The sequence below is a fragment of the Clostridium sp. genome, assembly GCF_050717545.1.
GTDB lineage: Bacteria > Bacillota > Clostridia > Clostridiales > Clostridiaceae > Clostridium_AD.
On record NZ_JBOITN010000041.1, the window covers coordinates 14745 to 37941 of the forward strand.

Consider the following 23197-nt stretch of genomic DNA (forward strand, 5'->3'; position numbering starts at 1 on the left):
GAATATTTCACCTTAATTAGCCGTTAAAACTTTTTCCATTTTATTCTCAATCTCTATGTCTTTATTTAGGCAATCAACCAATAAAATTTTAACATCTAAGCTGCTATTTTCTTTACATATTCAAAATCAGAAAAAGAACTACAGTCTCCTGTTCCGAAAATAAAAGGATAGTCAACGGACTGAAGATAGCTGTTAACCCGCATATAACCAGCATTGTCTACTGTAATCCCTGAATCCTTATACATTGGATTTGCCGCTGGACCTGAAGCCCATACTAAAAAATCATAATTTAACTGTTTTCCAGACTCCATAGCGATATTATTTTCTAGGCCTTTGATATTTTATGCTCAGATAAAACATTAATTTTATCTTTCTTAAGTTTTTTTATAATTTTTTTCCTGACATTTTCATGATAACCTTTTAATATTAAATTTCCTCTATGCACTAAAGTTATTTTTATATTTCTCTTCAATTTGCTTGACAATGCTTTTAACGCAAATGTAATTTCAATTCCTGCAGCTCCTGCACCTACTATTACAACATTTCTACCATCAAATGTCTGATTCACAAAATCTGTTCTCATTTTAAATAGGTTTTCTAATGGCTTGACTCTCAATGCGTATTCCGTAACCCCCTCAATACTTTTCCCTACCATTTCAGATCCTGCATCCAAAGAAAGCATATCAAAAGATACTATTTCATGATTTTCAAGTTTAACACATTTATTTTGTGCGTCAATTTCAGTTATCCTTCCCTCGATATATTTCAATTATGTAAGTACTTAATGCTTAAAATTGAATAGATCACATGATTGGCATAGAAAGGACTTATAATGATTGTAGCATCATTTCCTTCAATTTTATAAATAAGTTGTTGAGCTTGAAAATTATGCCTATATTCTAATTTTTTTAAATTAGAATTGTTAAAATATACTAAATTATGTTACTTCTTATTAACAAAGCAAAAATTCAACTTAATATGTTGTATAGTAAAACAAGAGTAATTTTTTATTTTAAAGAAAAAAATTATAGGAGGAAGTTTAATGGTTACATTTAAAAAAATGTGGAATGATGTACTATTACTTTTATCTAATGATGAATATGTAGATATAGATATTTTGGAAAAATTCAATTTTGGATTTACAGTTAAAGATAACGATAATATAATTTTCAATACAAAAAATGACTTTTCAATTTTTTGGTGTAACTTATTATATTATAATGAATTATCTTTAAATCAGGTTTTAGGTAATAATAAATTATCCTTAAATAAGATTTTAGGTGATGATAAATTAAAACCAAAATATATTTACACTATTATAAAACACTTACCATATATATCAGATAGTTCTGGAGTAATTAAGTTAATACAGTAGTTTTTCTGAATGTTGTTATATAATTTATTATCTCAAAGGTACATTTTGTAATAAGTAATATTGTATGAAGTAATCTAATGGGAAGAGATTCAATTTTTAATAAACTTTACACACATTTTACAGTAAGGTATGGAAAATTATGTTGAAATTAAATAAATAATTGTTGAGGTGTAACCCAATCAGCATTTTTTGGTATTAAATTTAAAAAATGTGATATTAATGTATTAAAGAATTTTATACATTAGAATAATGGAGGTAAATAATTGTGCGCAAACTTGATAAAACAGAAAAGAGTTGGGTATTCTACGACTGGGGTAATTCCGCTTATAGCCTTGTGATTACATCGACAATATTGCCACTATATTTTAAATCTGCTTTTATAAACTCTGGAGGCGCATCCTCCTTATCCACAGCTTATTGGGGATATGCGAACTCTATAGGAACCCTTATAGTTGCACTGCTTGCTCCTATTTTAGGGACATTAGCTGATTATAAAGGATATAAGAAGAAGTTTTTTAATGTATTCTTCCTTCTAGGCATTGTTACAACTGCTTTGCTAGCCTTTGTGCCAACTCAATTTTGGTTAATCCTACTCATTGTCTATGTATTGACCTCGATAGGCTTTTCAGGTAGTTGCATTTTCTATGATGCCTTCCTAGTGGATGTTACAACAAAAGATCGGATGGATTACGTATCTAGTATGGGTTTTGCTTTCGGATATATTGGGAGTACTATACCTTTTATCTTATGCATGGCTATAGTTATGCTGGCTCAATTTCATATTATACCTTTATCAGTAACTACCGCTTCACAAATGGCTTTTGTTATAACAGCAATATGGTGGGGTGTATTCACCTTACCCCTAATGCGCAAGGTAAATCAGAATTATGGAATAGAAATAGAGAAAACCCCTGTAAAAAACAGCTTTATAAGACTTTCAACAACCTTTAAGAATATTCAAAAGCACAAACCTATCTTCTTATTTTTACTTGCTTATTTTTTTTATATTGACGGTGTAAATACCATTATAACCATGGCAACATCTTATGGTGCAGATTTAGGAATAAGCTCCACTAACTTACTTCTCATACTTCTTGTGACACAATTTGTGGCCTTCCCATGTGCTATAATATTTGGGAAATTAGCTCAAAAATATACTGGGAAAAGAATGCTACTAATAGGAGTGCTTATTTATATTGGAATTTGCATATATGCCTTCTTTATAAAAACCACTTTCGACTTTTGGGTTTTAGCAATGTTAGTAGGTACTTCTCAAGGTGGTATACAGGCAATAAGTAGATCATACTTTGCAAAATTAATACCCCAAAAAAACTTCAATGAATTTTTCGGATTTTATAATATATTTGGAAAATTTGCTGCTATTATAGGTCCCTTTTTAGTAGGAATAGTAACACAACTAACGGGAAAAACTAACCTTGGTGTATTAAGTATAATAATTCTTTTTGTAATTGGTGGTCTTGTATTACTAAAGGTACCAAATGACCCTATGATAATTACACAGGTTGTAGACAATTAATATGTTAGCTCGTCATGGTAATGCCTTTTCAAAAGTTCGCTTCAGAAATCGTGTAATTTTAGTGAAGTAGGTGGAAACGTGTTAATATTAGAAAGCAATAAATTGGCTCCTGGGATGTTAGTTAGTGAGACAGTATACTCTGAATTTGGCGACAAAGTATTGTTAACTAAAGGCAATAAGCTAACCTCTAAATTAATAGAATCATTAATAAAGAGAGGAGTAACACATGTTACAGTAACTGAAAGATATACTCTTGATGTTGACCCTATTGATGTAGTACGAACTGAAATAAAAAATATATTAGAAAAGGAAATTATAAGACTTGCTCGTAATATTGGAGATAACCTTTCAAAAGATGAAATATTATTAAAAATATGTCTCAAATCATAAAAATATGAATGAAGCTGAAAACACTCTTTTTAAGGAACATGCTTTATATGGATATTACTTTGCAAAAGATGCTGGCTTATCAGAAGGAATAGCTAAATTGATATTAAACCATCATGAAAGGTGGAATGGATCTGGGTTTCCTAAAGGAATTTCAGGTGAGAGAATTCCGTTGGGTGCAAGAATTATTGCAGTATGTGAGAGCTATAATAAGCTAATAGTTTATGAAAATAACCCAGAGTACTTGGCTATAGAGTATCTTTATGGAAGCGGCAATTATTTGTTTGATGCAAATGTAGTGAATGCCATGACCAATAACCTTGCAGTTTATCCATTAGGATCTATTGTAAGAATTTCAACAGGTGAAGTTGGAATTGTAGTGAATGTAAGACAAAATATAGGCCCTAGACCAATAATTGCATTACACTATAATAAAGTAAACAAGCCGTTAACAAAGACGAAATATATTAATTTATCACAAAAATACTGTTTTTATAATAGAAGTACTTAAATTATTATAAAAATGCTTTTAAACATATCATATACTCTGCTGAATAAGACGAAAAAATAGTAATTCGATAATACCCTAATATAATATAGATACCACGATCATTACAGGTGTTACAAAGCATTTTGATACCATTATAATATATATTTTATTATACCTTATTAATAATTTATATTTAATTAAGTAGCTTATAATTAAATTCTTAAATAAAGCTGTAGTTTTTTGAAATAAGAATAAAACAGAAAATTGTAGTAGTTGCAACTAATTGTCCAGCTAGTTCATCATTTGATTTAACCTTTTCCAAATTAGCTTATGCAGTGGTTAACCTATTTTGCTTCAAATTCTTTAAACCTTTCACTAAGTAAATTTTTAAGGTTCGTTATTATTTATATAAATAATTTTTATTATATTTAAATCCTTATATCCTTCTTACGATTATATTCTATGACTAAAATTAAGGATACTATTAGCTCAATGAGAAACACTACACTTACTTTCCAGTTTAAATTTAGCTGCAATGCTCCATTATTACCAGTATATAAAGCTAATCCAATACAATCATTAAACCATGCATGACTTATTACACAAAGAAATATGTTCTTTGTATATTTATAAAGAGTTGTATAGCTGACAGTTAAAACCATTCCAGATAATAAATATAATACAAATGGGAATCCACTTTGCACTGTACCTTTCATTAGCCATAATGGTAAATGCCATATGCTCCATATAACTCCCACAATAAGAACAGAGGGTAAATAATTAAATACCTTTTCTAATTTAGGTTGAAGAATTCCTCGCCAACCCAGTTCCTCAAGTCCTCCTAAAGGTATAATAAGTGGTAAATTAATAAATAGATTGAGCATTGAAATAGGCTTCTTAATTTCAAAGGCGAACCAAATCATAAAGAAACGCCAAATGAAATATAATCCAAATATCAACCAACTTTTTATATTTATTTTACTACCAAAAACGAATTTAACAAAGGACCTTTCATCAAACTCTTCATTAAACTGTCGATAAATAATATAAGAACTAATGGCTGGTCCCAAACCTCCAATTATGTAAGGTATCCAACTTAAGGATTCACCATACCAAAGAACATTAAAATAATTATTTCCTATTATAATAATTGACCAACACGCCCATGTTATAGAAAAAGTGTAAAGTAGAAAAAGTCCAATTAGCTTTAGCGATTGCTTCTGTTTTTTCATATTTTCATCCTCCCTTAACTCTATGACGGTTTCTCATATTTATCTAATTTTTTCTACCTATTTTTTAGCAAGTATGTCATCCACAACGTTTTACGCAAACTGTTTCCTATACACTGAAAAAGAAGCCTTCCAGCTTCTAATTGTCAATAGTATGATAACTTAGTTTTGCGAAATAAATGATACTTATAACTTAATTACTTTATTATTTTTTATAAATTTTTAATGCATCAAAAGTATTGTTTTCTTGGAATATAAATGTAGCTCCATAACCATCCCTTCCTATTACATTCTCATTGCCTTCTTTAAGTACAATGTTATTATTCTCATCGGTATACCCTAACTTAAAATCATCTAATAAAATTAATAATTTCTGTTTATCTGTCATCTTCTACACCCCTCGTACAATTATAATATATATTCTATTATACCTTATTGATAATTGATATTCAATTAAGTAGCTTACAATTAAATGCTTAAATAAATCTATAGCTTTTTAAAATAAGAATAAAGCAGAAAATTGTAAATGATGATAAAATTGTAGTAGTTGCAACTAATTGTCCAGCTAGTTCATCATTTGATTTCACATTTTGTGCCATGACATAGCTTGCTACCGCTATTGGTGATGCAAATATGGAAAGCAAAACTCCAAGTTCAAACTGTCTGAACCCAATCAAAATCGCTGATAAAATAATAATTCCGGGTATAATAATTAACTTAAATATGGAAACCCAAGCAATATATTTAATGTTTTTTAGAGCATCACCAACAACAAAATCTCCTCCCAATATTATAAGTGCAAAAGGAGTTGCTATCTTTGAAATGTCTAAAACAGTTTTTTCAATGACATTGGGAAGTTTTATCCCTGTAGCTGCCATTATTATTCCTATAACGCAAGAAATAATTAACGGGTTTTTAACTACATCCATAAGAGTTTTTTGTATTGACCTTGGTTCATTGTTTCCTTTGTTTGCATATTCTGCCAGAACTACAACAGCTAAAAAATTATATAGTGGAACTACAAAGACAGCAAGCATAGAAGTTATTCCCATATCGGCTTGTCCAAATAAATTCATACACACCGGCACTCCAAACAATATATAATTGCTCCTGAAAAGTGCCTGGATAAGCACGCCTCTATTTCTATTTTGCTTTTCAATTCTTGGAATAATTAAGGTTAGTAAAATAAAGGTTATTAGAATAGAAGATACTACAAAAAGAATAAGTCTTAGATTAAAAGTGCTTTGTATATCGCCTAAATAAATATTATTAAACAGCATCAAGGGTAAAAAAAGCTTAAAAATTAATTTATTTGCTGTTTTAAAAAAGCTCTCATCACAAACCTTGAAATGTTTTAGTCCCCACCCCACACCCATCATTATTAGAAGTGGTAAAACTACGTTAAGTGAAAAAATAAAATTTTGCATCTTTACTCCCTTTTGAAATTATTTTATGCTAATGATTATCTTATCTATGTTATTATTAGAATAAACAATTGCTTCAACTACTAAATAACATTTCATATTTTTCTTGATTTCTAAGTTATTATATCATAAAACTTACAAAATAAATAAAAATGGATATTGACAATGTTAATAATTTTTGTTATTATTTAAAAAACAAAATATATGTAATTTAAAGTTTTATAGGGTTCCGCAGTTTTAAATTAATAACTGGTCTGGTCCAAGATAAAACGCACAGTTTAGCTGTGTTCACGGAAGGATAAAAGCCTGGGAGATATTCAATAATATCGTCCTTGGCTTTTTTATTTTGAATATTATTAAGAGGGTATTTATGTAAATATAAAATATACTACTTTTAAAAAAGACAAACGATTTATTAAGTATTAATTGGCATTTAAAGTTTTCAATACGATGAGGAGTGATAATTATGAAATGGTTGTTTTTAGTTATAGCAGGGATTTTTGAAGTGTTTTGGGCTATAGGTTTGAAATATTCACAAGGCTTCGCAAAACCTATATGGAGTGTATTTACTGTATTCGGAATGATAGCAAGTTTCTATTTTCTATCATTAGCCTTGAAAAGCCTTCCATTAGGAACTGCATATGCAATTTGGACAGGAATTGGTACGGTTGGTACTGTAATTTTAGGAATAGTATTATTCAAAGAACCTATGGATGCAATGCGATTAATTTGTATTGGATTTATAATAATAGGAATTGTGGGATTGAAAATTGTATCCCCTAATTAAATCATCTACTGATAGATAGTGATAAAGTAACACTGGCAACAAGTCTTGCCGTCCTGAAAGAAGTCCAGCAAAGTCATTTCACTTAGTCCCTCAGGTAATGGCATTATTGCAGCTAGCGTATGAGTAGGAGACCTCCAATAATTATACTAACTTTAAGCGGAACACCAAGTCAACTTCTTCATGTATTCTAATTAATTGACCCGCTTTTTCTAAATGGAGAATACATTCTTCCAAACTATGATACATTCTTTTTCACACTTCATTTTTTATAATATTCATGCCATTTAAATAAGCTGATCAAAATAGTTTAACATCGCCTCATCTAGTTCATAGAATTTTCAATTCAAATTCCTTATTGCAACAGGGACATTTAACTGTATGCTTACCCCTCCTTTTCGGCAAACGAAGTACTTTCTTACAATATGGGCATTTACGAAAACGATGTGTTTTAATTTCTTTAATTTTACGAATTTCCAAAGACCCTTTTGCACGAGCAGGTTTCCAAATCTTCATAAACTTCTCATTTTCCAAACGCCTTTTGTAAATATTTCGAGATAATGTTCTGAAAATAATAACAATCAGAAAAACATACATTAAAATGCTAATAATAGCAGACTTGATAAAAACATTAGCAACTATCAAAACAAAATATGCTACAATCAACGCATTGTACAGTTGATCTATACCATATCTCCCATACATAAACTGTGCTACCTTACTTTTAAACTTTCCCATTTTACTCACTCCTCTTCTTAATACTTTAGGCCTTAGCACCCACAAAACATTTTCGCAAAACAAATACCTAAACATATCTTATTTAAACTAATTGTCGGCGTGCCGTAGTCCTGGCTCCGCTGCTGATAGACACGACCACCGCTTTGTATTTGGTTTAATATCCTTTGATATTCAAAATTATCCGGCTCCATTTGTACTGCTGTTTTTGCGTGATTTAATGATGTTATTTGGTTGCCCAAACCTGAATTTACAAGTGCACTGTAATAGTACCACTGTGCACTCCTACTTGTGATACTTTCCAGTACATTAAGTGCCTCATCATAATATCCTGCATTCAAATAGCTATTTACCGAATCGAACTCGGAATATTCACGTTTTTGCTGCTGACCTCCACCAAAAGGTCCAAAGTCTCCAAAAGGATTGAACCCATCAAATGGATTATCTCGTCCATAAGAACTGTTTCCATTGCCGTATGGATTTTGGTTACTGTTTCCTCCTCCATTACTATTTGGGTTAGTTTTTCCATTTTTTATCTGTTCATAAGCAGCATTAATTTCGCCCATTTTTTTTGTGGTATCTTCACCACCTTGATTCAAGTCTGGATGGTATTTTTTTGCAAGTTTTCTATAAGCTTTAGTAATTTCTTCCTTGGAATCAGTTGAAGAAACACCAAGAACTTCATAAGGATCTGATATCATTATTTGTGTTCCTCCTTTGTCTTCTTTTTTTCTGCTTCATACTTTGTCCAAACACCCGAATAAAGGATATTTTCAATCAGTTCTTTATCTTCATTAATAGGAAGCTGTTTATAATTTTCAATGCAGTCAGCCAAAAGCAGATTTAAAATATCATAGAAATCTGCAGATGATGACATAAAGAGCGGATTATAGTGCTCATTTTTTATATCAGACTTTAAATCCACACAAGCATCCATTATATAAATGAACTTACCTAGCGATGCTCCAAATGTTCGTAATTTCTTCGCGTATTCATCTTCCCTTAAAACGAAAATTTCACCCATTAGTTTTCCAAAGCAATTTGCTGGAATATCTGGATTCAATTCTCCTGATTTTTCAATTTTACAAAGCTCATCAAGACACTTGCTAATTGCAGTACATTGATTTGGATATTGTGTTTCAATGCGATTACATTCCCGCTTAAACAGTTTTGCCGCGCTAATTGACAGTATCTTTCTATCATCTTGCCAATCGTCAATCAACTTGTAATAGGCAAGTATAACATTCATGTCAGCAGCATAACTTGTGATTTCATTATACCAATATTCGTGTGGCTTCAAAGGATGAATGATGCACCGCTCAGTTAGCACTTCTATCTCAGTCTTATAAAGTGCAGAAAGAAACAAGACAAGAAAAGTCATATCATAAGTAAGGGTGAAACGGCTTATTATTCCGTGACGGGTTCCCAGCGACTTACATAACCCACAATAGCATGCTTTATATTGCTTATTCTCTTCCAGTGTTAACTTATCCGCATTTACCACAACATATCCAAACATACTATTCACCCGCCTTATTTATATTCTTAACCTGCAACTGTTACTTTTCATTTTCTTCATTTTCTTGAATATCTTCATTATTTTCATTACTATTTGTAGTATCTGAAATATCATCATGCGTAACTTTTTGCTCCATTGTTTCTAACACCTTAGATAACTCATTGCAATCCTCAACCATCTGTGACTTATCTTTACCCTTTAATGATTTTTTGGTAGATTTAATAGCATCTTTTAGCACAACACTGTCACTTTTATCAAGCTTTTTCATAACTTTCACTGCTTGATAAATGAGCTGTTCCCCATGATCCTTTATGTTAACTTCTTCTTTGTTTTTTGCGTCGTCTGCAGCGAACTTCTCTGAATCACGAATAGCTTGATCAATTTCCTGCTGGCTAAGGTTTGACGAAGAAGTAATATTAATGTTTTGTTCTTTGCCAGTTCCCAAGTCTTTTGCAGATACATTGACAATGCCATTTGCATCAATACTGAATGTTACCTCAATCTGTGGAACACCTCTTGGCGCACGACGAATACCACTTAGTTTAAATTTACCTAATGTTTTATTGTGAGACGCCATTTCACGTTCACCCTGCAAAACATGAATCTCCACAGATGTTTGAAAACTGCCGGATGTAGTGAAAATTTGACTCTTTTTTATTGGAAGCGTTGTGTTACGGTCAATAATTTTAGAAAAAACTCTTCCCATAGTTTCAATTCCTAGTGAAAGCGGTGTTACATCCAAAAGCAACAAGCCTTTCACTACACCTACAAGAACTCCAGCCTGAAGTGCAGCACCCATTGCAACACATTCATCAGGATTAATACCCTTAAATGGCTCTTTTCCTATGAATTTTTTTACTGCCTCATGTACCGCAGGAATACGACTGGATCCTCCCACAAGTAAAACCTTGCTGATATCAGAACTACTAAGACCAGAATCCAGCATTGCCTGTTTCACTGGCTGTATTGTAGCATCCACAAGCTGAGCTGTGAGTTCATCAAACTTTGCCCTTGTCAATGTAATATTCATATGTAATGGACCTGACTTCCCTGAAGTAATAAATGGAAGATTTACCACAGTTGATGTTACACCACTGAGTTCAATTTTTGCTATTTCTGCAGCTTCTTTAACGCGTTGCATCGCAGTAGCATCCTTTGTAAGATTAATGTGATTTTCCCTCTTAAATTCATGTGCAAGATAATCAACTACGCATTTGTCAAAATCATCACCGCCTAGGCGATTATTTCCTGCTGTAGCCATCACTTCAATAACTCCATTGTTGATGTCGAGAATGGACACATCAAATGTTCCTCCTCCTAAATCGTACACCATAACCTTTTGTGGTGTTTCTTTATCTACACCGTAAGCAACCGCAGCAGCAGTTGGCTCGTTAATTATTCGCTGTACATTTAACCCTGAAATCTTTCCCGCATCTTTGGTTGCTTGCCTTTGTGCATCAGTAAAGTATGCAGGTACGGTAATCACGGCGTCACTTACAATTTCGCCCAGATAACTTTCTGCATCTGTTTTCAGTTTTTGTAAAATCATTGCGGAAAGTTCTTGTGGTGAATATTTCTTACCATCAATATTAACTCTGTAGTCACTTCCCATTTCACGTTTAATGGAACTTATTGTACGTTCATGATTGGTAACTATCTGATGCTTTGCAGGCTCACCTATCAAACGTTCACCTGTTTTAGAAAATGCAACTATGGATGGAGTTGTACGGCCACCCTCTGCATTATGAATTATAACGGCCTCCCCGCCTTCCATTACAGACACACATGAATTTGTTGTACCTAAATCAATACCTATTACTTTAGACATAATATTATCTCCTTTATATAAAAAAATATTCCTTTCTCATTGCTTATGTTTTCTCTAATTTTTATATTAATTAGTAACTTTAAAATAATGTAATTCACTTCCTATTATATCAGAGACGAACCCAACAATACATGTTTCAATATGTTTCTTTTATAATAAACTCTTCTTAAACTCTTTTCTTATACTAGAAAGCAAATTGGCATCTGTAATAACATCGTACCCAGTGCAGGCAAGCGCAGCTGCACCTATAAGTAAAGCATCATGTGCCTCACTTGTTATTGTTGCTTTGGCCATTTCCACTGTATGTAGGTTTAATTTGGGATTTCCTATTCCAATCAATGGATGAATTGCTGGTACAACGTAACTTACATTTCCCATATCTAGTGATCCAATATTTTCTGATGGATTTATATCGGATATCCCACACATTCTCAAGTTTTCATTAAATGCCTCTGATAAATTATTATTAGTATTCATATCATCAAAAGATGGTTCAAATAATCTTATTTCCACACTCGCCCCAGTCATAAGTGCAGCCCCACGCGCAATATTTTTCACCTTTTGAATTATTTCCTTGAGATAGGATTTTTTCTGCGCCCTTACATAAAATTTTGCAACAGCTTTTTCTGGTACTATATTGGGAGCTACACCACCTTCACATATAATCCCATGTATTTTTACATCTGAAGTAACATGTTGTCTCAATGCATTTATCCCATTAAACATTAATATTACTGCGTCAAGCGCATTAATTCCATTTTCAGGACTGTTTGCTGCATGACTCGCCTTACCTGCAAAATTAAATTCAAGTGCTTCTAGCGCCAATGATTGACCACTTTCGCAAGTTTTACCATAAGGATGCATCATCATAGCAACATCAACATTATCAAATACTCCTTGCGACGCCATTCCAACTTTCGCACCACATGTTTCCTCTGCCGGAGTTCCATATACCTCTATTTTGCCACCAACTCGCCCTATTACTTTACTTAAGGCAACCGCTGCTCCAGCGCTAATTGTTCCTATCATATCATGCCCACACCCATGCCCTATTACGGGTAATGAATCATATTCACATAAAAATGCAATAGTTGGACCTTTTATGTTACTATCATATACAGCTTTGAACGCAGTTTCGATATTTGCTATGTTAATATCTACTTTAAAAGAATGTTCAGCAAGAAAAGATGTTAATTTATCAACAGCCTTAAATTCCTCACTACCCAATTCAGGGTTGTAATATATGTAATCATTAATTTCCCATAGTTTTTCTTTTATGTTTTCAATTTCATCCATTATTTTATTTTTCATCTTGTTATACCCCTTCTTTATTCACTTATTAAGCAACTTTAATAAAATATAATAATTATACATCTCTTAGTGCTTTTTATCAAATATTAACTGAGTAAAATGTGGCAGACAAAGCATCTCTGCTTTATCTGCCACATTCAATTTATTTTATAATATATACTCTTGCTTCATAAGGTCTTAACATTATGCTATCAAGATTATGAGGATCTCCATTTGTAAAGCCTGCATTTTCTGATGAATCCCATTGCATTGGAGTTCTTGCATTATCCCTTCCTACTATAATTTAAAAATGAGAGGTTTTAGTCCGAGTTCGATTTTACCATCAATAACTTCTATATTACTATCGTCTATTAAGTTCTTATAGTTTCCATCCTTAATATCCAAGCAATAATCTCCAGACTTTCTTTCAACATTAAATATTCCAATAAGTTCTTCTTGATTCAACTCATATCTAGCCTCAATTACGCCTATTTTTCTAGAACTCATAATTTCATAATATCCATACGCAAAAATATCATCTTTCTTTATATAAATAAGTTTTTTTATAAACTGTGCATATTCTTTATCCTTATCCCAGTTTACTAAATCCCTGTCAAAAAGATTTGGGATGTTATTATCCTTTGCTTCCTGACCAGCATATATAAGCGCCGTGCCTTTTTCGAAAAACATAAATGCAGTCCAATTCTTCAAATCAGTATCTTCTTTTAAATATGAAGTTATTCTTTGGGTGTCATGATTTTCTAAAAATCTAAGCTTTACATAATTACTTGCATATATATATTCCTGATGACGTTTTAGTTCTAGCAAATATTCTAACTCTCTTTCTCCATTAAGATATTGTGCAAAGAACTTATAAGTATCGTAATCATAAGTAATATCAAAAGCCTTAAATACTTCACTATCAGAATGAGCTAGTATGTTCTTTTTTCTTAGCTCTTTCATAAAATATGGGTCAATGCTTTCTGCAAGCCAAATAACGTCTTCCTTTATACTTAAAATCTCTTTTCTAGCCCTTATCCAAAATTCTATAGGAATTAAAGGGGCAACATCGCACCTAAAGCCATCTACGCCAAGAGAAATCCAATATTTTAGAGCATCTATTTGATAATCCCATAAATTTTTGTTATCGTAATCTAAATCAATTATATCTGTCCAATCCCCTACTTTACCACCAATAGACCCATTCTCTTTTCTGTAAAAATACTCAGGATGAGTTTCAAAGAGTTCTGACTTATGCGAAGTGTGATTATAAACAACATCAATAATGACCTTCATACCTCTTTTATGTGTTTCTTTAATAAGTTCTTCAAACTCTTCTAGTGTTCCGTACTCTGGATTAACTTTTCTATAATCTTCAATAGAATAAGGACATCCCAAACTTCCCTTTTTATTAACTTGTCCAATTGGATGTATTGGTAATAGCCAAATTATATCAACGCCTAAATCAGCTATCCTATCTAAATCCTTTGTTACCCCTTGGAAATTACCATCTTCAGTGTGATTGCGTACAAAAACAGAATATATTGTGCTATTTCTTAACTTTAGATTTGTATCCTTTGCCATATTAAGCAACTCCTTTAAATATCTATTTTAGGGCTAACTCTACTATTTTTTTTTCAAGAAAAATTTAGTTAGTTTTATAGTTTTATTATTACACCTGATTTTGCTGGGATTTCAATTGTAACCATTCCTCTAACTGGAATATGTGTTTTATTTTCTATTAAATCTAAACAGATTCTATTTACTTTTATATTTATAGATTCAGATTTATCTCCATTATTAATATAACCTTCTATAGTTTCATCCTTTAATTTTCTTCTAAAACCATAAATATTATCTTGTCCATCAACTAGAACCGTGACAAAATTGCCTTGAGTAAAGACCTTATTAGCTTTCCTTATGGAAATTAACTTCTTATAGTATTGCTTTAATGTTTTATTTTGTTTATCAACATTCCAAACCATTCCTCTTCGGCAATCAGGATCATCTGCCCCAGTCATGCCTATTTCATCTCCGTAGTAGATCATTGGTATTCCTGTGAACGTAAGTTGTATAAAAGCTGCTAGCTTTAATCTGTCTACATCTTCCTTTGCAACATTTAAGAAACGAGCAGTATCGTGACTACCTATCAAGTTCCACAATACGTTATGAGCTGGAATCTTATACATTCCTCTTATGGATTCTATTCGTTCTCCAAATTCTTTAGCATTAATTTTATTAAAAGCAACAAAATCTTTTACTGCACTAGTAAATACATAATTCATTACTGAATCAAACTCATCACCTTGAAGCCAAGAGCTTGATTCATACCAAACTTCTCCTACTATTAATACATCAGGTTTAACATTTTTAACTGCTTGTCTGAATTCTCTCCAAAAATGATGATCTACTTCATCGGCTACATCTAAGCGCCAGCCATCAATATCTGCTTCCCTAATCCAATATGTGGCAACATCTATAAGATATTTTTTTGTTGCCTCGTTATTAGTCATGAGTTTTGGCATATAACCACCATAAGCAAAAGTGCCATAATCAGGAACGTTTTTTATTTCTACTGGAAATTTTCTAATATCAAACCAATCCTTATACACAGATTTTTCGCCATTTTCCCGTACATCTACAAATGGTAAAAACTCAACGCCTGAGTGATTAAATACAGCATCCAAGATTACTCTTATATTTCTCTTGTGAGCACTATTAACAAGTTCTTTTAAAGTTTCCAAAGTTCCAAACTGAGGATCTATTTCAAAGTAATCAAAGGTGTTGTACTTATGATTTGATCCTGCAGTAAAAATAGGAGTCATATAAATAGTATTTACTCCTAAGTCTTCAATATAATCCAATTTATCAATTATACCACTTAAATCTCCTCCTAGCATAATCTCACGATCAACTTTAGAATTCCATGGCTTTACATTTTGCGGATCAATAGTCTTATCGCCATTGTAGAATCTATCTGGAAATATCTGATATACTATTGATTCATTTGCCCACTGCGGTACAATAAAAATATCTTTTTCTGACATTACTGGGAAATTAAAAAATTCTGACCCCTCATCAGGCTTATCAGTGGAAAATAGATAATTCCCATAATATAATCTTTCCTTATCATCTACTAGTTCAAAATAATAATTAACACTTATATAATCATGTTCAATTATCCCCTCAAAATAGTCAAACAAATTGTCACTTGCTACCTTACTCATTTTAGCTGTATTAGTTTCTTTACTTGTAGAATACTTATATTTATCTAAGTATATTAAATTTATATCCTTTATGTCATTTTTTTTAGTTCTTATCTTAATAAGTAAATCCCTATTTGATAATGGATAAGCATAATCCGAATAAACCTTGTGATAAATCGCTTGTTTTAACATAAAATCTTCCTCTCTTTTTGCCCTTCTAACGTTCTTAAGTGATATAAAATATATGAGCTGGAATTGTGTAAACAATAATTCCAGCTCATATAATTTGAAAATATTCAGGATATTATTTTGCTATGTCTGCGATTTCAGTCAAAATTTTGTCTCCGCCTTGATCATTCCATTTTTTAGCGAAATCATCAAATGTACTGATTGGAGCTACTCCCATAATAATTTTCGAAAAAGTTTCTTTCTCCATCTTTTGTAGATTAGCCCATTTAGATGACATTGTATCTGTTTGACCATAATATAAACTATATACTTCTTTAATATTTTTTTCAGTAGTGAGTGGTTTGTCTCCAACCATAATCGATACGAGTCTAGGAAGATTGTTCTTTACAAGCTCCGACTTTAGATCCCAATTGTTAATAGAATAATCATCAAGTGGTTCTTTTTTAAGTTTCTTGATTGCTTCCATATCACCTTTTAGAAGTTTGTGAGTGCTAAAATCAACATCTTCGATTTTAGTTTCACCCTTCATGTATTTATCAATAATATTATAAGATGACTCAAGCTCATCTACATTGTCAAATACAGAGAAGAGCGGATATGAACCTCCAGTACCAGAATCTTTACTAAGACCAGATTCTATCCATTTACTTTCGTCCCTTAGAAGCAGATTAATAATTTTTACAGCAGCTTCAGGATATTTATAATCTTTGTTTACAACTAAAAATGCAGTAGCAGGAGCTGCCATGTGTGCATAATAATTACCATCCTCAGCTACTGGTGATGCATATGCCTGCCAATCTGGAGCAGGGGTCTTAGTATAAGCATCACTTAGAGTATATCCAGTCCACCAAGGGCCAAAGAAAATACCTGTTTTGTTATCAAGAACTGGTTGTAAGCTATCATCACGCATAAACATTTCTTTATCAATCAGACCACTTTTATACATATCAGCTATTTCTTGTAATGCTTGTTTTGTTTCAGGTTGTGTAGAACCGTATACAACTTTCCCACTATCATCTTTTAACCAATACCCTGGGAATGATTGTTTAGCACTGAAAATAGGATCTAGTCCAAACTGATTGCCATCTGTAGCTGTAAGGTTATTAGTTTTTGCTGGTCCAGCTATTCCTATTGTATCTTTTTTACCATTACCATCTGGATCCTTCTCTACAAAAGCTTTGGCAACCTTTTGCAAATCTTCAAGAGTCTTAGGTACTTCAAGTCCTACTTTAGTTAGCCAATCTTTACGAACCCACATTTCATTAAACCCGTTTGCTTTGGGATTAGTTGCAGGAATAGCCATAACTTTACTATCTACTTCCACTAACTTTTTAATAGTATCTCCGCCGCTCTTATAAAAGTTCTTTAGCAAATCACTACCAGAGTTATTAAGTGCACTAGTCATATCTGCAACCTGTCCAAATTTAACCATAGATTTAAAAGGTGTCATTCCTACAATAGCCGCATCTGGAATATTGTTTGCAGCAATTGCTAAACTAAGTTTCTGGTCAAAGTCACCTGGAGCTGAAACCCAATCAAATTTTACGTCAATATTAAATTGCTTTTTGATTTCATCAATATAGCCATTTTTTTCAATAGATTCACCCGCGTCAAACTTTACGTTGGGATCCAAACTTCGAACAAGATGAATTGTAACCGGCTCAGTATACCTTCCAAAAGGATCAAGTTCTGCTTTACTGCTACTACTAGCTGTAGCTGTAGCTGGAGTAGTCGCAGCACCTTTTGGTGTTTTTTGGGCACAACCTGATGAAATGGTAATGAGCATAGTAACCGTCATAATTAAAGATAACATTTTTGTTGATTTCATGAATTTTCCCCCTTCATTATTAGACAATTTGTTGAATAGGAATGTAAATCCTACTTATTAAAAATTTGTTTATATTTCAATTACTTTCTAGAAGCAATTAAAACTTCAATTAGTTATTCTACGATTTACTCTTTTACAGCTCCCAGAGTAATACCAGTTATAAAGTATCTCTGCAGGAATGGGTAAATCATAAGAACAGGAACCATAGCAATGAATATTTTAGCTGCATTTAAGGATTTATTATTAAGTTGCGTTGTAAGCTTTATCTGCTCAGTGTTCATAGAAGATAAGTCTAAACTTACAACTAACTGTTGTATATAAGTTTGTAGTGGATAGCTTGACTGCTTATTGCTCAGTACCAACCCCTGAAAGAATTCATTCCAATGTCCTACGATTGTAAATAGCGTAACTGTTGCAATTACAGGACCTGAAAGTGGCATATAAATTTGAATGAAAGTACGCCATGGACCAGCCCCATCTACATATGCCGCTTCTTCCATAGATTGAGATATATTTCTAAAAAAGTTTATAACTAAGATTACATTAAATACTGGAAGGCTGCCCGCAAGCACTAGTCCCCATATTGAATCCATTAAACCATAACTACGCATTGTGAGATACCAAGGTATCGTACCACCATTAAAAAGCATACAGAATATTAATACCCACATGTAAGCATTACGATGAGGTAACTGCTTAGATGTCTTTGACAAAGGGTATGCCATTAGTAATGTTGCTCCTACTCCTACTATTGTCCCCAGAAAAACTCTTTTTATTGATGTCCAAAATGACAAGAAAAATGCTGGTTCAGCAATTATTTTAGTATAAGAGAGTAAATTGAAACCTACAGGCCAGAAAGCAACTGTACCCGCATTTACCGCCGCCTTTCCGCTGACGGATATCATAAGTATGTACCAAATAGGTACCAGGCACAAAAGTGTAATTAAAACTAACAGTACTAAGTTTGCAACATTAAATATCTTAGCACCTAAAGAATTATTTTCAATCAAAACAATCCACCCCCATTAAAATATTTTATATCCAGTATATTTATCTGCCATTACATAACTGAAAATTATAAGAACAAAACTTACAACTGATTTTAAAAGACCAACTGCAGTAGCAAGACTAAATTGTAAGTTTACAAGGCCGGCACGATATACCCAAGTATCAATAATATCTCCTGTAGAATAAACTAACGGATTATACAAATTAAATATCTGATCAAATCCAGCGTTAAGAATACTTCCAAGAGAAAGAATTCCAAGAAGTACAATAGTTACTCTAATACCTGGAAGAGTAACATGTAAAAGCCTGCTTAGACGCCCAGCTCCATCAATTGCTGCTGCTTCATGAAGTGATGGGTTAATTCCTGTTAAAGCCGCAAGATAGATAACCGCATTATATCCGAAACCTTTCCAGACATCTGTACCTACAACCAACTGTCTAAACAAATCAGGACGTCCAAAGAATAATATTGGATCAACACCGAATATACCGAGAAATCCATTAACGGGACCACTTGCACTAAATATATTAAGGACTATACTTGCAAGAATAACCCAAGATAAAAAGTAAGGCAAATATACTATTGTCTGTATAGGTCTTACCAGTTTTTTAAATGTAAGCTCATTAAGTAATAAAGCAAAAATTAATGGTATAAAAAGGTTTCCAATTAATTTAAATAGAGCAATGATAACTGTATTCATAAATACCTGTCTCACATCATCCATTTTAAACATGTAACTAAAATTCTCAAGCCCTATCCAACTGGACTTAAAAATCCCCATAACTGGATTAAAATCTTGAAATGCCATAATGATACCAAACATTGGAACAATACTAAATAAAATTAACCAAATATAACCAGGTGCCATCATTATCCAATAGTGCTTTATAAATTTTTTATTATACATCTTAACAAAATCACCCCTTCCATGCTAATTGTTTCTAGGAAATAATAAAAATTTCTTGTTATCAAATTTAATATAAGTTGTCGAATTAAATCATTTTGAAATATTTTCATAATGCCTAAATTTGTAAGTATAACTCAATAAATTGTAACATCTATCAATTGCCATTGGATAAACTGTGATATTTAACAATGTTTTCGTTTACAACCAAAGTATAACATAGAATATAATTCATCATATATAGATAGATGTTCTTGAATAACTACCTTTTTGTGATAAAATTTAATATAATGTTAACATTTTATATTAAAGTAGCACAAATGTTTTTAATTTACAGAACATTGAACACGTTTACACGACTTTTGTTATAATATTAATTTTATAGGCAATAAAAAACTGTGAGAAGATTATGTTTTTACACATTCCTTCACACAGTTTTTTTATCATTTCTATGTTAGTCTGCTATGTTGTTTTCTATATTCACCAGGTGTCATTCCCGTAAGTTCTGAGAATACCCTTATAAAATAACTAACGTCCTCATATCCTATATCCAGTGCAATATCTGCAAGGTTAACATCTTTTATAACTAATAAAGTTTTAGCTTTCCTAATGCGCTCCCTGCGCACAAACTCCTTAAACGCCATTCCAGTATATTTTTTAAAATTGATAGAAAAGTAGCTACGACTTAGATTTATGCTACTTGCAATTTCCTCCGCCTGAAGTTGGGCCCCCAAATTCTCATCTATATAAACTACTACCTTCATTATAGAAAGTGGCATCTTATCAAGATTAGCTTCGCTGGCTGCCACTCTTCTAAGTTCCTCCCTAAAAGATGTTATCCATTTGAAAAAATCATCAACATTTTTATACTCTGGAACATCTTTATGAACTTTGCTAATATTTTCTTCCGCACGACTAGTTAAGTGAAGCAAAACCTGCGCTACTCTCCAAATTGAGATATCTATTTTTTTTGTGCTGGCACATAGTTCTTCAAAAAGAACATCGTCATAAAGCCAATGCATCTCATTCCATTTTTTTATAAGAGACTGCCACTCTTTTTCTTCAAAATCACGTTTCACCTGGCTTTTTTCTGAATCAGCTTTAGAAATATTTTTTTTATCATCATCATTTTCTATATTTTTTTTCAGCATATTCTCTTCAACTTTTTGGCTAATTCGTTTAAGCAGTTTATCACAGTCTGTACTTTCCATCTGTAATTTAGAAATATAATCTATTGCGCCTATACGAAGAGCAGATTGTACATAATGAAAATCTTCGTGGAATGTCATTACGACGTAAAGAAGCTTTGGATAAAGCTCCTTACATTTTTTCATTAAAGATATACCATCGATAACCGGCATATCCAAATCTACAAACAATAAGTCCACTGATGAATGCTCCAAAAATTCAAGCGCTTTTTCACCGTTTTGAGCCTCGCCCATAACAATCATATTATATTTTTTCCAAGGCATCATTGAAATAATCCCCTGACGCCCCATACGGTCATCATCTACGACTAATACGCTATGCATTTTAGTGTCCCCCCATTTTTAAATCTTTCTTATAAAAATTCTACATTGATATAAAGAATTAATTCCGATTTATTGGTAAAAGTAAAGTGATTATTGTTCCTTTAGTTAACTCACTCTCTATTGTAATTATCGCTTTATCTCCATAAAATGATTCCAGCATTGACCTCACGTAACGCAATCCAATTCCATTAGTCTTACTAACATTGCCAGGATTTTTCTTAAAAGGCTCTTGGAGTTTTTCAAGTTCCTCACTTGTAAGACCTTTACCATTATCCTTAATAGTAATGATGATACCATTTTGCTTTTGATCGTGAGACACCTTAATCCAGAGACATCCGGGTTCTCCTAGACCGTGACGAATAGCATTTTCTGCAATAGGTTGCACAATCATCCGTGCTGTTGGCGTATCCAAATAGTCCCCCTCTTCTACTTCTACTTCTGCCTCAAAGTCATAACGCATCTTTTGTAGTCTAAGATAAGACTGGAGCATCTTAATCTCCGTCCGAACTGTAGCCTCTTTATCACTTTTCCCCAGACTGTACGCCAAAATATAATTGAGTTCCATAGTGAAAATCTCAATTTCAGTCTGATTATGCATTTTTGCAAGCCAGTGAATTGAATGAAGTGTATTCATCAAAAAATGTGGATTAATCTGGTAATATATTTTTTCTATTTCAAGTTTGTATTTTTCTTGAGTTACACTTTCTGCATCAATCAAAAGTGTTTGTATTTGTTTTTTCATTGTATTGAACTGATTAAAAAGCTCATCATACTCTATTGCTCCTGTTTGAACAGAAACCTCATTTAAATCACCCTGACCCAGTTTCTTCATTTCTTTTGAAAATATAGAAAGTGGTGTATAAATTAAACGAGATAAAAGAATAAAAGAAACTCCAAACAGCAACATAGCCAAAGCTAATATTCCTATAACATTTCGTACCCATGTGTAAAATTCACTGTTGTAGTCCATAGAAGGCAATAGCAATACGTTTGCAAACCCTGTATCAGAAGTTAGCCGTACACCTATATACTTACCCGATTTCCCAAAGTAACTACTACCTACCTCTTCTTCATCTTCCATCTGAAAATTCTTACCTACAGTAAAATCTTCTGAACTAGAATACTGAATCTGCTTGCTAGCATCTAACTGCAAAAGAACATAATTCATCTTTTGAACCTTGGAAATGGTATCGATAATATCTTTAGCCTCAAGTCTAGACTCAATATAAATAGTAAGTTCCCTTTCATCCTGAATTTTAATTTTACGAGAAATAGATAAAACTTGCCAAGTTCCAAGGCCCATAGTATTGGATAGATGCAAGCTATGATAATAAATACTTCCATTTTTCTTCAATATCCTATTTCCTTGGGGTGAAGTGCCTTCATAAGTAAAGAAGCCATTAAAATATTTCTTCCCACTTAGGGGATCATAATATGTTCTACAAATAATATTGTTGTTAGCAAAGGTAATAGTAACTAACTCATCTGAGATTTGTTGTCCAATACTGTATATGTCATATTTAGATTTAGCCTCGAAATAATTTTCTAGCAATGATCCCACCGTTCCCTCAGGGGACATCTGTTGCGAAATCTGAATCATATTCATATAATTTTGTTTCATTTTTTCAGTAAGCTGTTCTAAATTTGACACCATTGAAGTCTTCAATTTATTTTTTTCAATTGAATGGATAGTCTGATAAGAAACCAAAATCAATAACAATAAACTTACAGTAGTTTCAATAATTACAATAAAAATAAGTCTCTGATGTACAGTCTTAAATTTAAAAAATCCAGGTAAAAAACTTATACGATTACATTTCATACTATCGCTCCTATAAAAACTTGAATAAAATTGCCAGCTAATTAATCCCATAACCTTACATTCATTTTATAATTTGATAATAGCACAATTACATATATGGGTCAACTTG

At 32.2% G+C, this 23197-nt stretch carries 22 protein-coding genes, 1 pseudogene and 1 riboswitch; of the genes and pseudogenes, 5 read left to right on the forward strand and 18 right to left on the reverse strand.

The features are described from left to right. Positions 1-95: 95 nt before the first annotated feature. Positions 96-311 carry an FAD-dependent oxidoreductase gene (locus tag ACREVX_RS14775; protein WP_431544984.1) on the reverse strand — a complete coding sequence of 72 codons (216 nt, stop codon included), beginning with the start codon at positions 309-311 and terminating at the stop codon, positions 96-98. Between the two features lie 14 nt (positions 312-325). Next, positions 326-769, reverse strand: a complete 444-nt coding sequence (locus ACREVX_RS14780; protein ID WP_431544985.1) for an FAD-dependent oxidoreductase — start codon at positions 767-769, stop codon at positions 326-328. A 273-nt stretch (positions 770-1042) separates the two neighbouring features. Between ACREVX_RS14780 and ACREVX_RS14785 the strand changes: the two genes are divergently transcribed. The 4 genes from ACREVX_RS14785 to ACREVX_RS14800 all read left to right on the forward strand — a co-directional run bounded on the left by ACREVX_RS14785 (position 1043) and on the right by ACREVX_RS14800 (position 3810). Beyond that, positions 1043-1375, forward strand: coding sequence for a hypothetical protein (locus tag ACREVX_RS14785; RefSeq protein WP_431544986.1), 333 nt, complete (start codon positions 1043-1045; stop codon positions 1373-1375). A 265-nt stretch (positions 1376-1640) separates the two neighbouring features. Then, positions 1641-2912 (forward strand): MFS transporter, encoded by a 1272-nt coding sequence (locus tag ACREVX_RS14790; protein ID WP_431544987.1) that lies wholly within the window; start codon positions 1641-1643, stop codon positions 2910-2912. Between the two features lie 114 nt (positions 2913-3026). Further along, complete coding sequence (locus tag ACREVX_RS14795; RefSeq protein WP_431544988.1) at positions 3027-3302, forward strand: hypothetical protein; 276 nt, start codon at positions 3027-3029, stop codon at positions 3300-3302. Between the two features lie 4 nt (positions 3303-3306). Beyond that, positions 3307-3810 carry an HD-GYP domain-containing protein gene (locus ACREVX_RS14800; protein ID WP_431544989.1) on the forward strand — a complete coding sequence of 168 codons (504 nt, stop codon included), beginning with the start codon at positions 3307-3309 and terminating at the stop codon, positions 3808-3810. 407 nt (positions 3811-4217) lie between these two features. Here ACREVX_RS14800 and ACREVX_RS14805 read toward each other — a convergent pair whose 3' ends face one another. The 3 genes from ACREVX_RS14805 to ACREVX_RS14815 form a co-directional block, all read right to left on the reverse strand. Beyond that, complete coding sequence (locus ACREVX_RS14805; RefSeq protein ID WP_431544990.1) at positions 4218-5021, reverse strand: CPBP family intramembrane glutamic endopeptidase; 804 nt, start codon at positions 5019-5021, stop codon at positions 4218-4220. Positions 5022-5223: 202 nt separating this feature from the next. After that, positions 5224-5406, reverse strand: a complete 183-nt coding sequence (locus ACREVX_RS14810) for a hypothetical protein (RefSeq protein ID WP_431544991.1) — start codon at positions 5404-5406, stop codon at positions 5224-5226. Between the two features lie 88 nt (positions 5407-5494). Further along, positions 5495-6445 carry an AEC family transporter gene (locus ACREVX_RS14815; protein WP_431544992.1) on the reverse strand — a complete coding sequence of 317 codons (951 nt, stop codon included), beginning with the start codon at positions 6443-6445 and terminating at the stop codon, positions 5495-5497. 207 nt (positions 6446-6652) lie between these two features. After that, a riboswitch (guanidine-I (ykkC/yxkD leader) is annotated at positions 6653-6757 on the forward strand. 151 nt (positions 6758-6908) lie between these two features. On the opposite strand from ACREVX_RS14815, the gene sugE reads away from it, so the two are divergent. Further along, positions 6909-7229 (forward strand): quaternary ammonium compound efflux SMR transporter SugE, encoded by a 321-nt coding sequence (gene sugE / locus ACREVX_RS14820; protein WP_431544993.1) that lies wholly within the window; start codon positions 6909-6911, stop codon positions 7227-7229. Positions 7230-7556: 327 nt separating this feature from the next. On the opposite strand, the gene ACREVX_RS14825 is transcribed toward sugE, so the two are convergent. The 13 genes and pseudogenes from ACREVX_RS14825 to ACREVX_RS14880 form a co-directional block, all read right to left on the reverse strand. Then, positions 7557-7964: a hypothetical protein gene (locus ACREVX_RS14825; protein WP_431544994.1), complete on the reverse strand. Its 408-nt coding sequence runs from the start codon at positions 7962-7964 to the stop codon at positions 7557-7559. A 32-nt stretch (positions 7965-7996) separates the two neighbouring features. Beyond that, a complete protein-coding gene (locus tag ACREVX_RS14830; RefSeq protein ID WP_431544995.1) occupies positions 7997-8662 on the reverse strand; it encodes a J domain-containing protein in 666 nt (221 codons plus the stop codon). Continuing rightward, positions 8662-9480: a DUF5685 family protein gene (locus ACREVX_RS14835; protein WP_431544996.1), complete on the reverse strand. Its 819-nt coding sequence runs from the start codon at positions 9478-9480 to the stop codon at positions 8662-8664. The genes ACREVX_RS14830 and ACREVX_RS14835 overlap by 1 nt, the downstream gene beginning before the upstream one ends. 40 nt (positions 9481-9520) lie before the next feature. Continuing rightward, the gene (dnaK, locus tag ACREVX_RS14840; protein WP_431544997.1) at positions 9521-11308 is read right to left on the reverse strand and encodes a molecular chaperone DnaK; all 1788 of its coding nucleotides are present in this window, start codon (positions 11306-11308) and stop codon (positions 9521-9523) included. Between the two features lie 150 nt (positions 11309-11458). Further along, positions 11459-12619 (reverse strand): M20 family metallopeptidase, encoded by a 1161-nt coding sequence (locus ACREVX_RS14845; protein ID WP_431544998.1) that lies wholly within the window; start codon positions 12617-12619, stop codon positions 11459-11461. A 202-nt stretch (positions 12620-12821) separates the two neighbouring features. After that, positions 12822-12893 (reverse strand): annotated as a pseudogene (locus ACREVX_RS17005) (alpha-amylase family glycosyl hydrolase); the annotation flags it as partial. 2 nt (positions 12894-12895) lie between these two features. Beyond that, positions 12896-14182 (reverse strand): alpha-amylase family glycosyl hydrolase, encoded by a 1287-nt coding sequence (locus tag ACREVX_RS14850; RefSeq protein ID WP_431544999.1) that lies wholly within the window; start codon positions 14180-14182, stop codon positions 12896-12898. 74 nt (positions 14183-14256) lie between these two features. After that, a complete protein-coding gene (locus ACREVX_RS14855) occupies positions 14257-15996 on the reverse strand; it encodes a glycoside hydrolase family 13 protein (RefSeq protein WP_431545000.1) in 1740 nt (579 codons plus the stop codon). 112 nt (positions 15997-16108) lie between these two features. Further along, complete coding sequence (locus ACREVX_RS14860) at positions 16109-17821, reverse strand: type 2 periplasmic-binding domain-containing protein (RefSeq protein WP_431545001.1); 1713 nt, start codon at positions 17819-17821, stop codon at positions 16109-16111. A gap of 125 nt (positions 17822-17946) precedes the next feature. Further along, the gene (locus tag ACREVX_RS14865) at positions 17947-18831 is read right to left on the reverse strand and encodes a carbohydrate ABC transporter permease (RefSeq protein WP_431545002.1); all 885 of its coding nucleotides are present in this window, start codon (positions 18829-18831) and stop codon (positions 17947-17949) included. 15 nt (positions 18832-18846) lie between these two features. Further along, on the reverse strand, positions 18847-19737 hold the full coding sequence (locus ACREVX_RS14870) for an ABC transporter permease (RefSeq protein WP_431545003.1): 891 nt from the start codon (positions 19735-19737) through the stop codon (positions 18847-18849). A 446-nt stretch (positions 19738-20183) separates the two neighbouring features. Beyond that, the gene (locus ACREVX_RS14875; protein ID WP_431545004.1) at positions 20184-21266 is read right to left on the reverse strand and encodes a response regulator transcription factor; all 1083 of its coding nucleotides are present in this window, start codon (positions 21264-21266) and stop codon (positions 20184-20186) included. A gap of 58 nt (positions 21267-21324) precedes the next feature. Beyond that, complete coding sequence (locus ACREVX_RS14880) at positions 21325-23088, reverse strand: sensor histidine kinase (protein WP_431545005.1); 1764 nt, start codon at positions 23086-23088, stop codon at positions 21325-21327. Positions 23089-23197 lie beyond the last annotated feature (109 nt).

Bases quoted from the DNA above. Each gene is read 5' to 3' on its own strand.
- ACREVX_RS14775 (WP_431544984.1), bottom strand. From the start codon at position 311: ATGGAGTCTGGAAAACAGTTAAATTATGATTTTTTAGTATGGGCTTCA.
- ACREVX_RS14785 (WP_431544986.1), top strand. From the start codon at position 1,043: ATGGTTACATTTAAAAAAATGTGGAATGATGTACTATTACTTTTATCT.
- ACREVX_RS14795 (WP_431544988.1), top strand. From the start codon at position 3,027: ATGTTAGTTAGTGAGACAGTATACTCTGAATTTGGCGACAAAGTATTG.
- ACREVX_RS14800 (WP_431544989.1), top strand. From the start codon at position 3,307: ATGAATGAAGCTGAAAACACTCTTTTTAAGGAACATGCTTTATATGGA.
- ACREVX_RS14805 (WP_431544990.1), bottom strand. From the start codon at position 5,021: ATGAAAAAACAGAAGCAATCGCTAAAGCTAATTGGACTTTTTCTACTT.
- ACREVX_RS14810 (WP_431544991.1), bottom strand. From the start codon at position 5,406: ATGACAGATAAACAGAAATTATTAATTTTATTAGATGATTTTAAGTTA.
- ACREVX_RS14815 (WP_431544992.1), bottom strand. From the start codon at position 6,445: ATGCAAAATTTTATTTTTTCACTTAACGTAGTTTTACCACTTCTAATA.
- sugE (WP_431544993.1), top strand. From the start codon at position 6,909: ATGAAATGGTTGTTTTTAGTTATAGCAGGGATTTTTGAAGTGTTTTGG.
- ACREVX_RS14825 (WP_431544994.1), bottom strand. From the start codon at position 7,964: ATGGGAAAGTTTAAAAGTAAGGTAGCACAGTTTATGTATGGGAGATAT.
- ACREVX_RS14830 (WP_431544995.1), bottom strand. From the start codon at position 8,662: ATGATATCAGATCCTTATGAAGTTCTTGGTGTTTCTTCAACTGATTCC.
- ACREVX_RS14835 (WP_431544996.1), bottom strand. From the start codon at position 9,480: ATGTTTGGATATGTTGTGGTAAATGCGGATAAGTTAACACTGGAAGAG.
- dnaK (WP_431544997.1), bottom strand. From the start codon at position 11,308: ATGTCTAAAGTAATAGGTATTGATTTAGGTACAACAAATTCATGTGTG.
- ACREVX_RS14845 (WP_431544998.1), bottom strand. From the start codon at position 12,619: ATGAAAAATAAAATAATGGATGAAATTGAAAACATAAAAGAAAAACTA.
- ACREVX_RS14850 (WP_431544999.1), bottom strand. From the start codon at position 14,182: ATGGCAAAGGATACAAATCTAAAGTTAAGAAATAGCACAATATATTCT.
- ACREVX_RS14855 (WP_431545000.1), bottom strand. From the start codon at position 15,996: ATGTTAAAACAAGCGATTTATCACAAGGTTTATTCGGATTATGCTTAT.
- ACREVX_RS14860 (WP_431545001.1), bottom strand. From the start codon at position 17,821: ATGAAATCAACAAAAATGTTATCTTTAATTATGACGGTTACTATGCTC.
- ACREVX_RS14870 (WP_431545003.1), bottom strand. From the start codon at position 19,737: ATGTATAATAAAAAATTTATAAAGCACTATTGGATAATGATGGCACCT.
- ACREVX_RS14875 (WP_431545004.1), bottom strand. From the start codon at position 21,266: ATGCATAGCGTATTAGTCGTAGATGATGACCGTATGGGGCGTCAGGGG.
- ACREVX_RS14880 (WP_431545005.1), bottom strand. From the start codon at position 23,088: ATGAAATGTAATCGTATAAGTTTTTTACCTGGATTTTTTAAATTTAAG.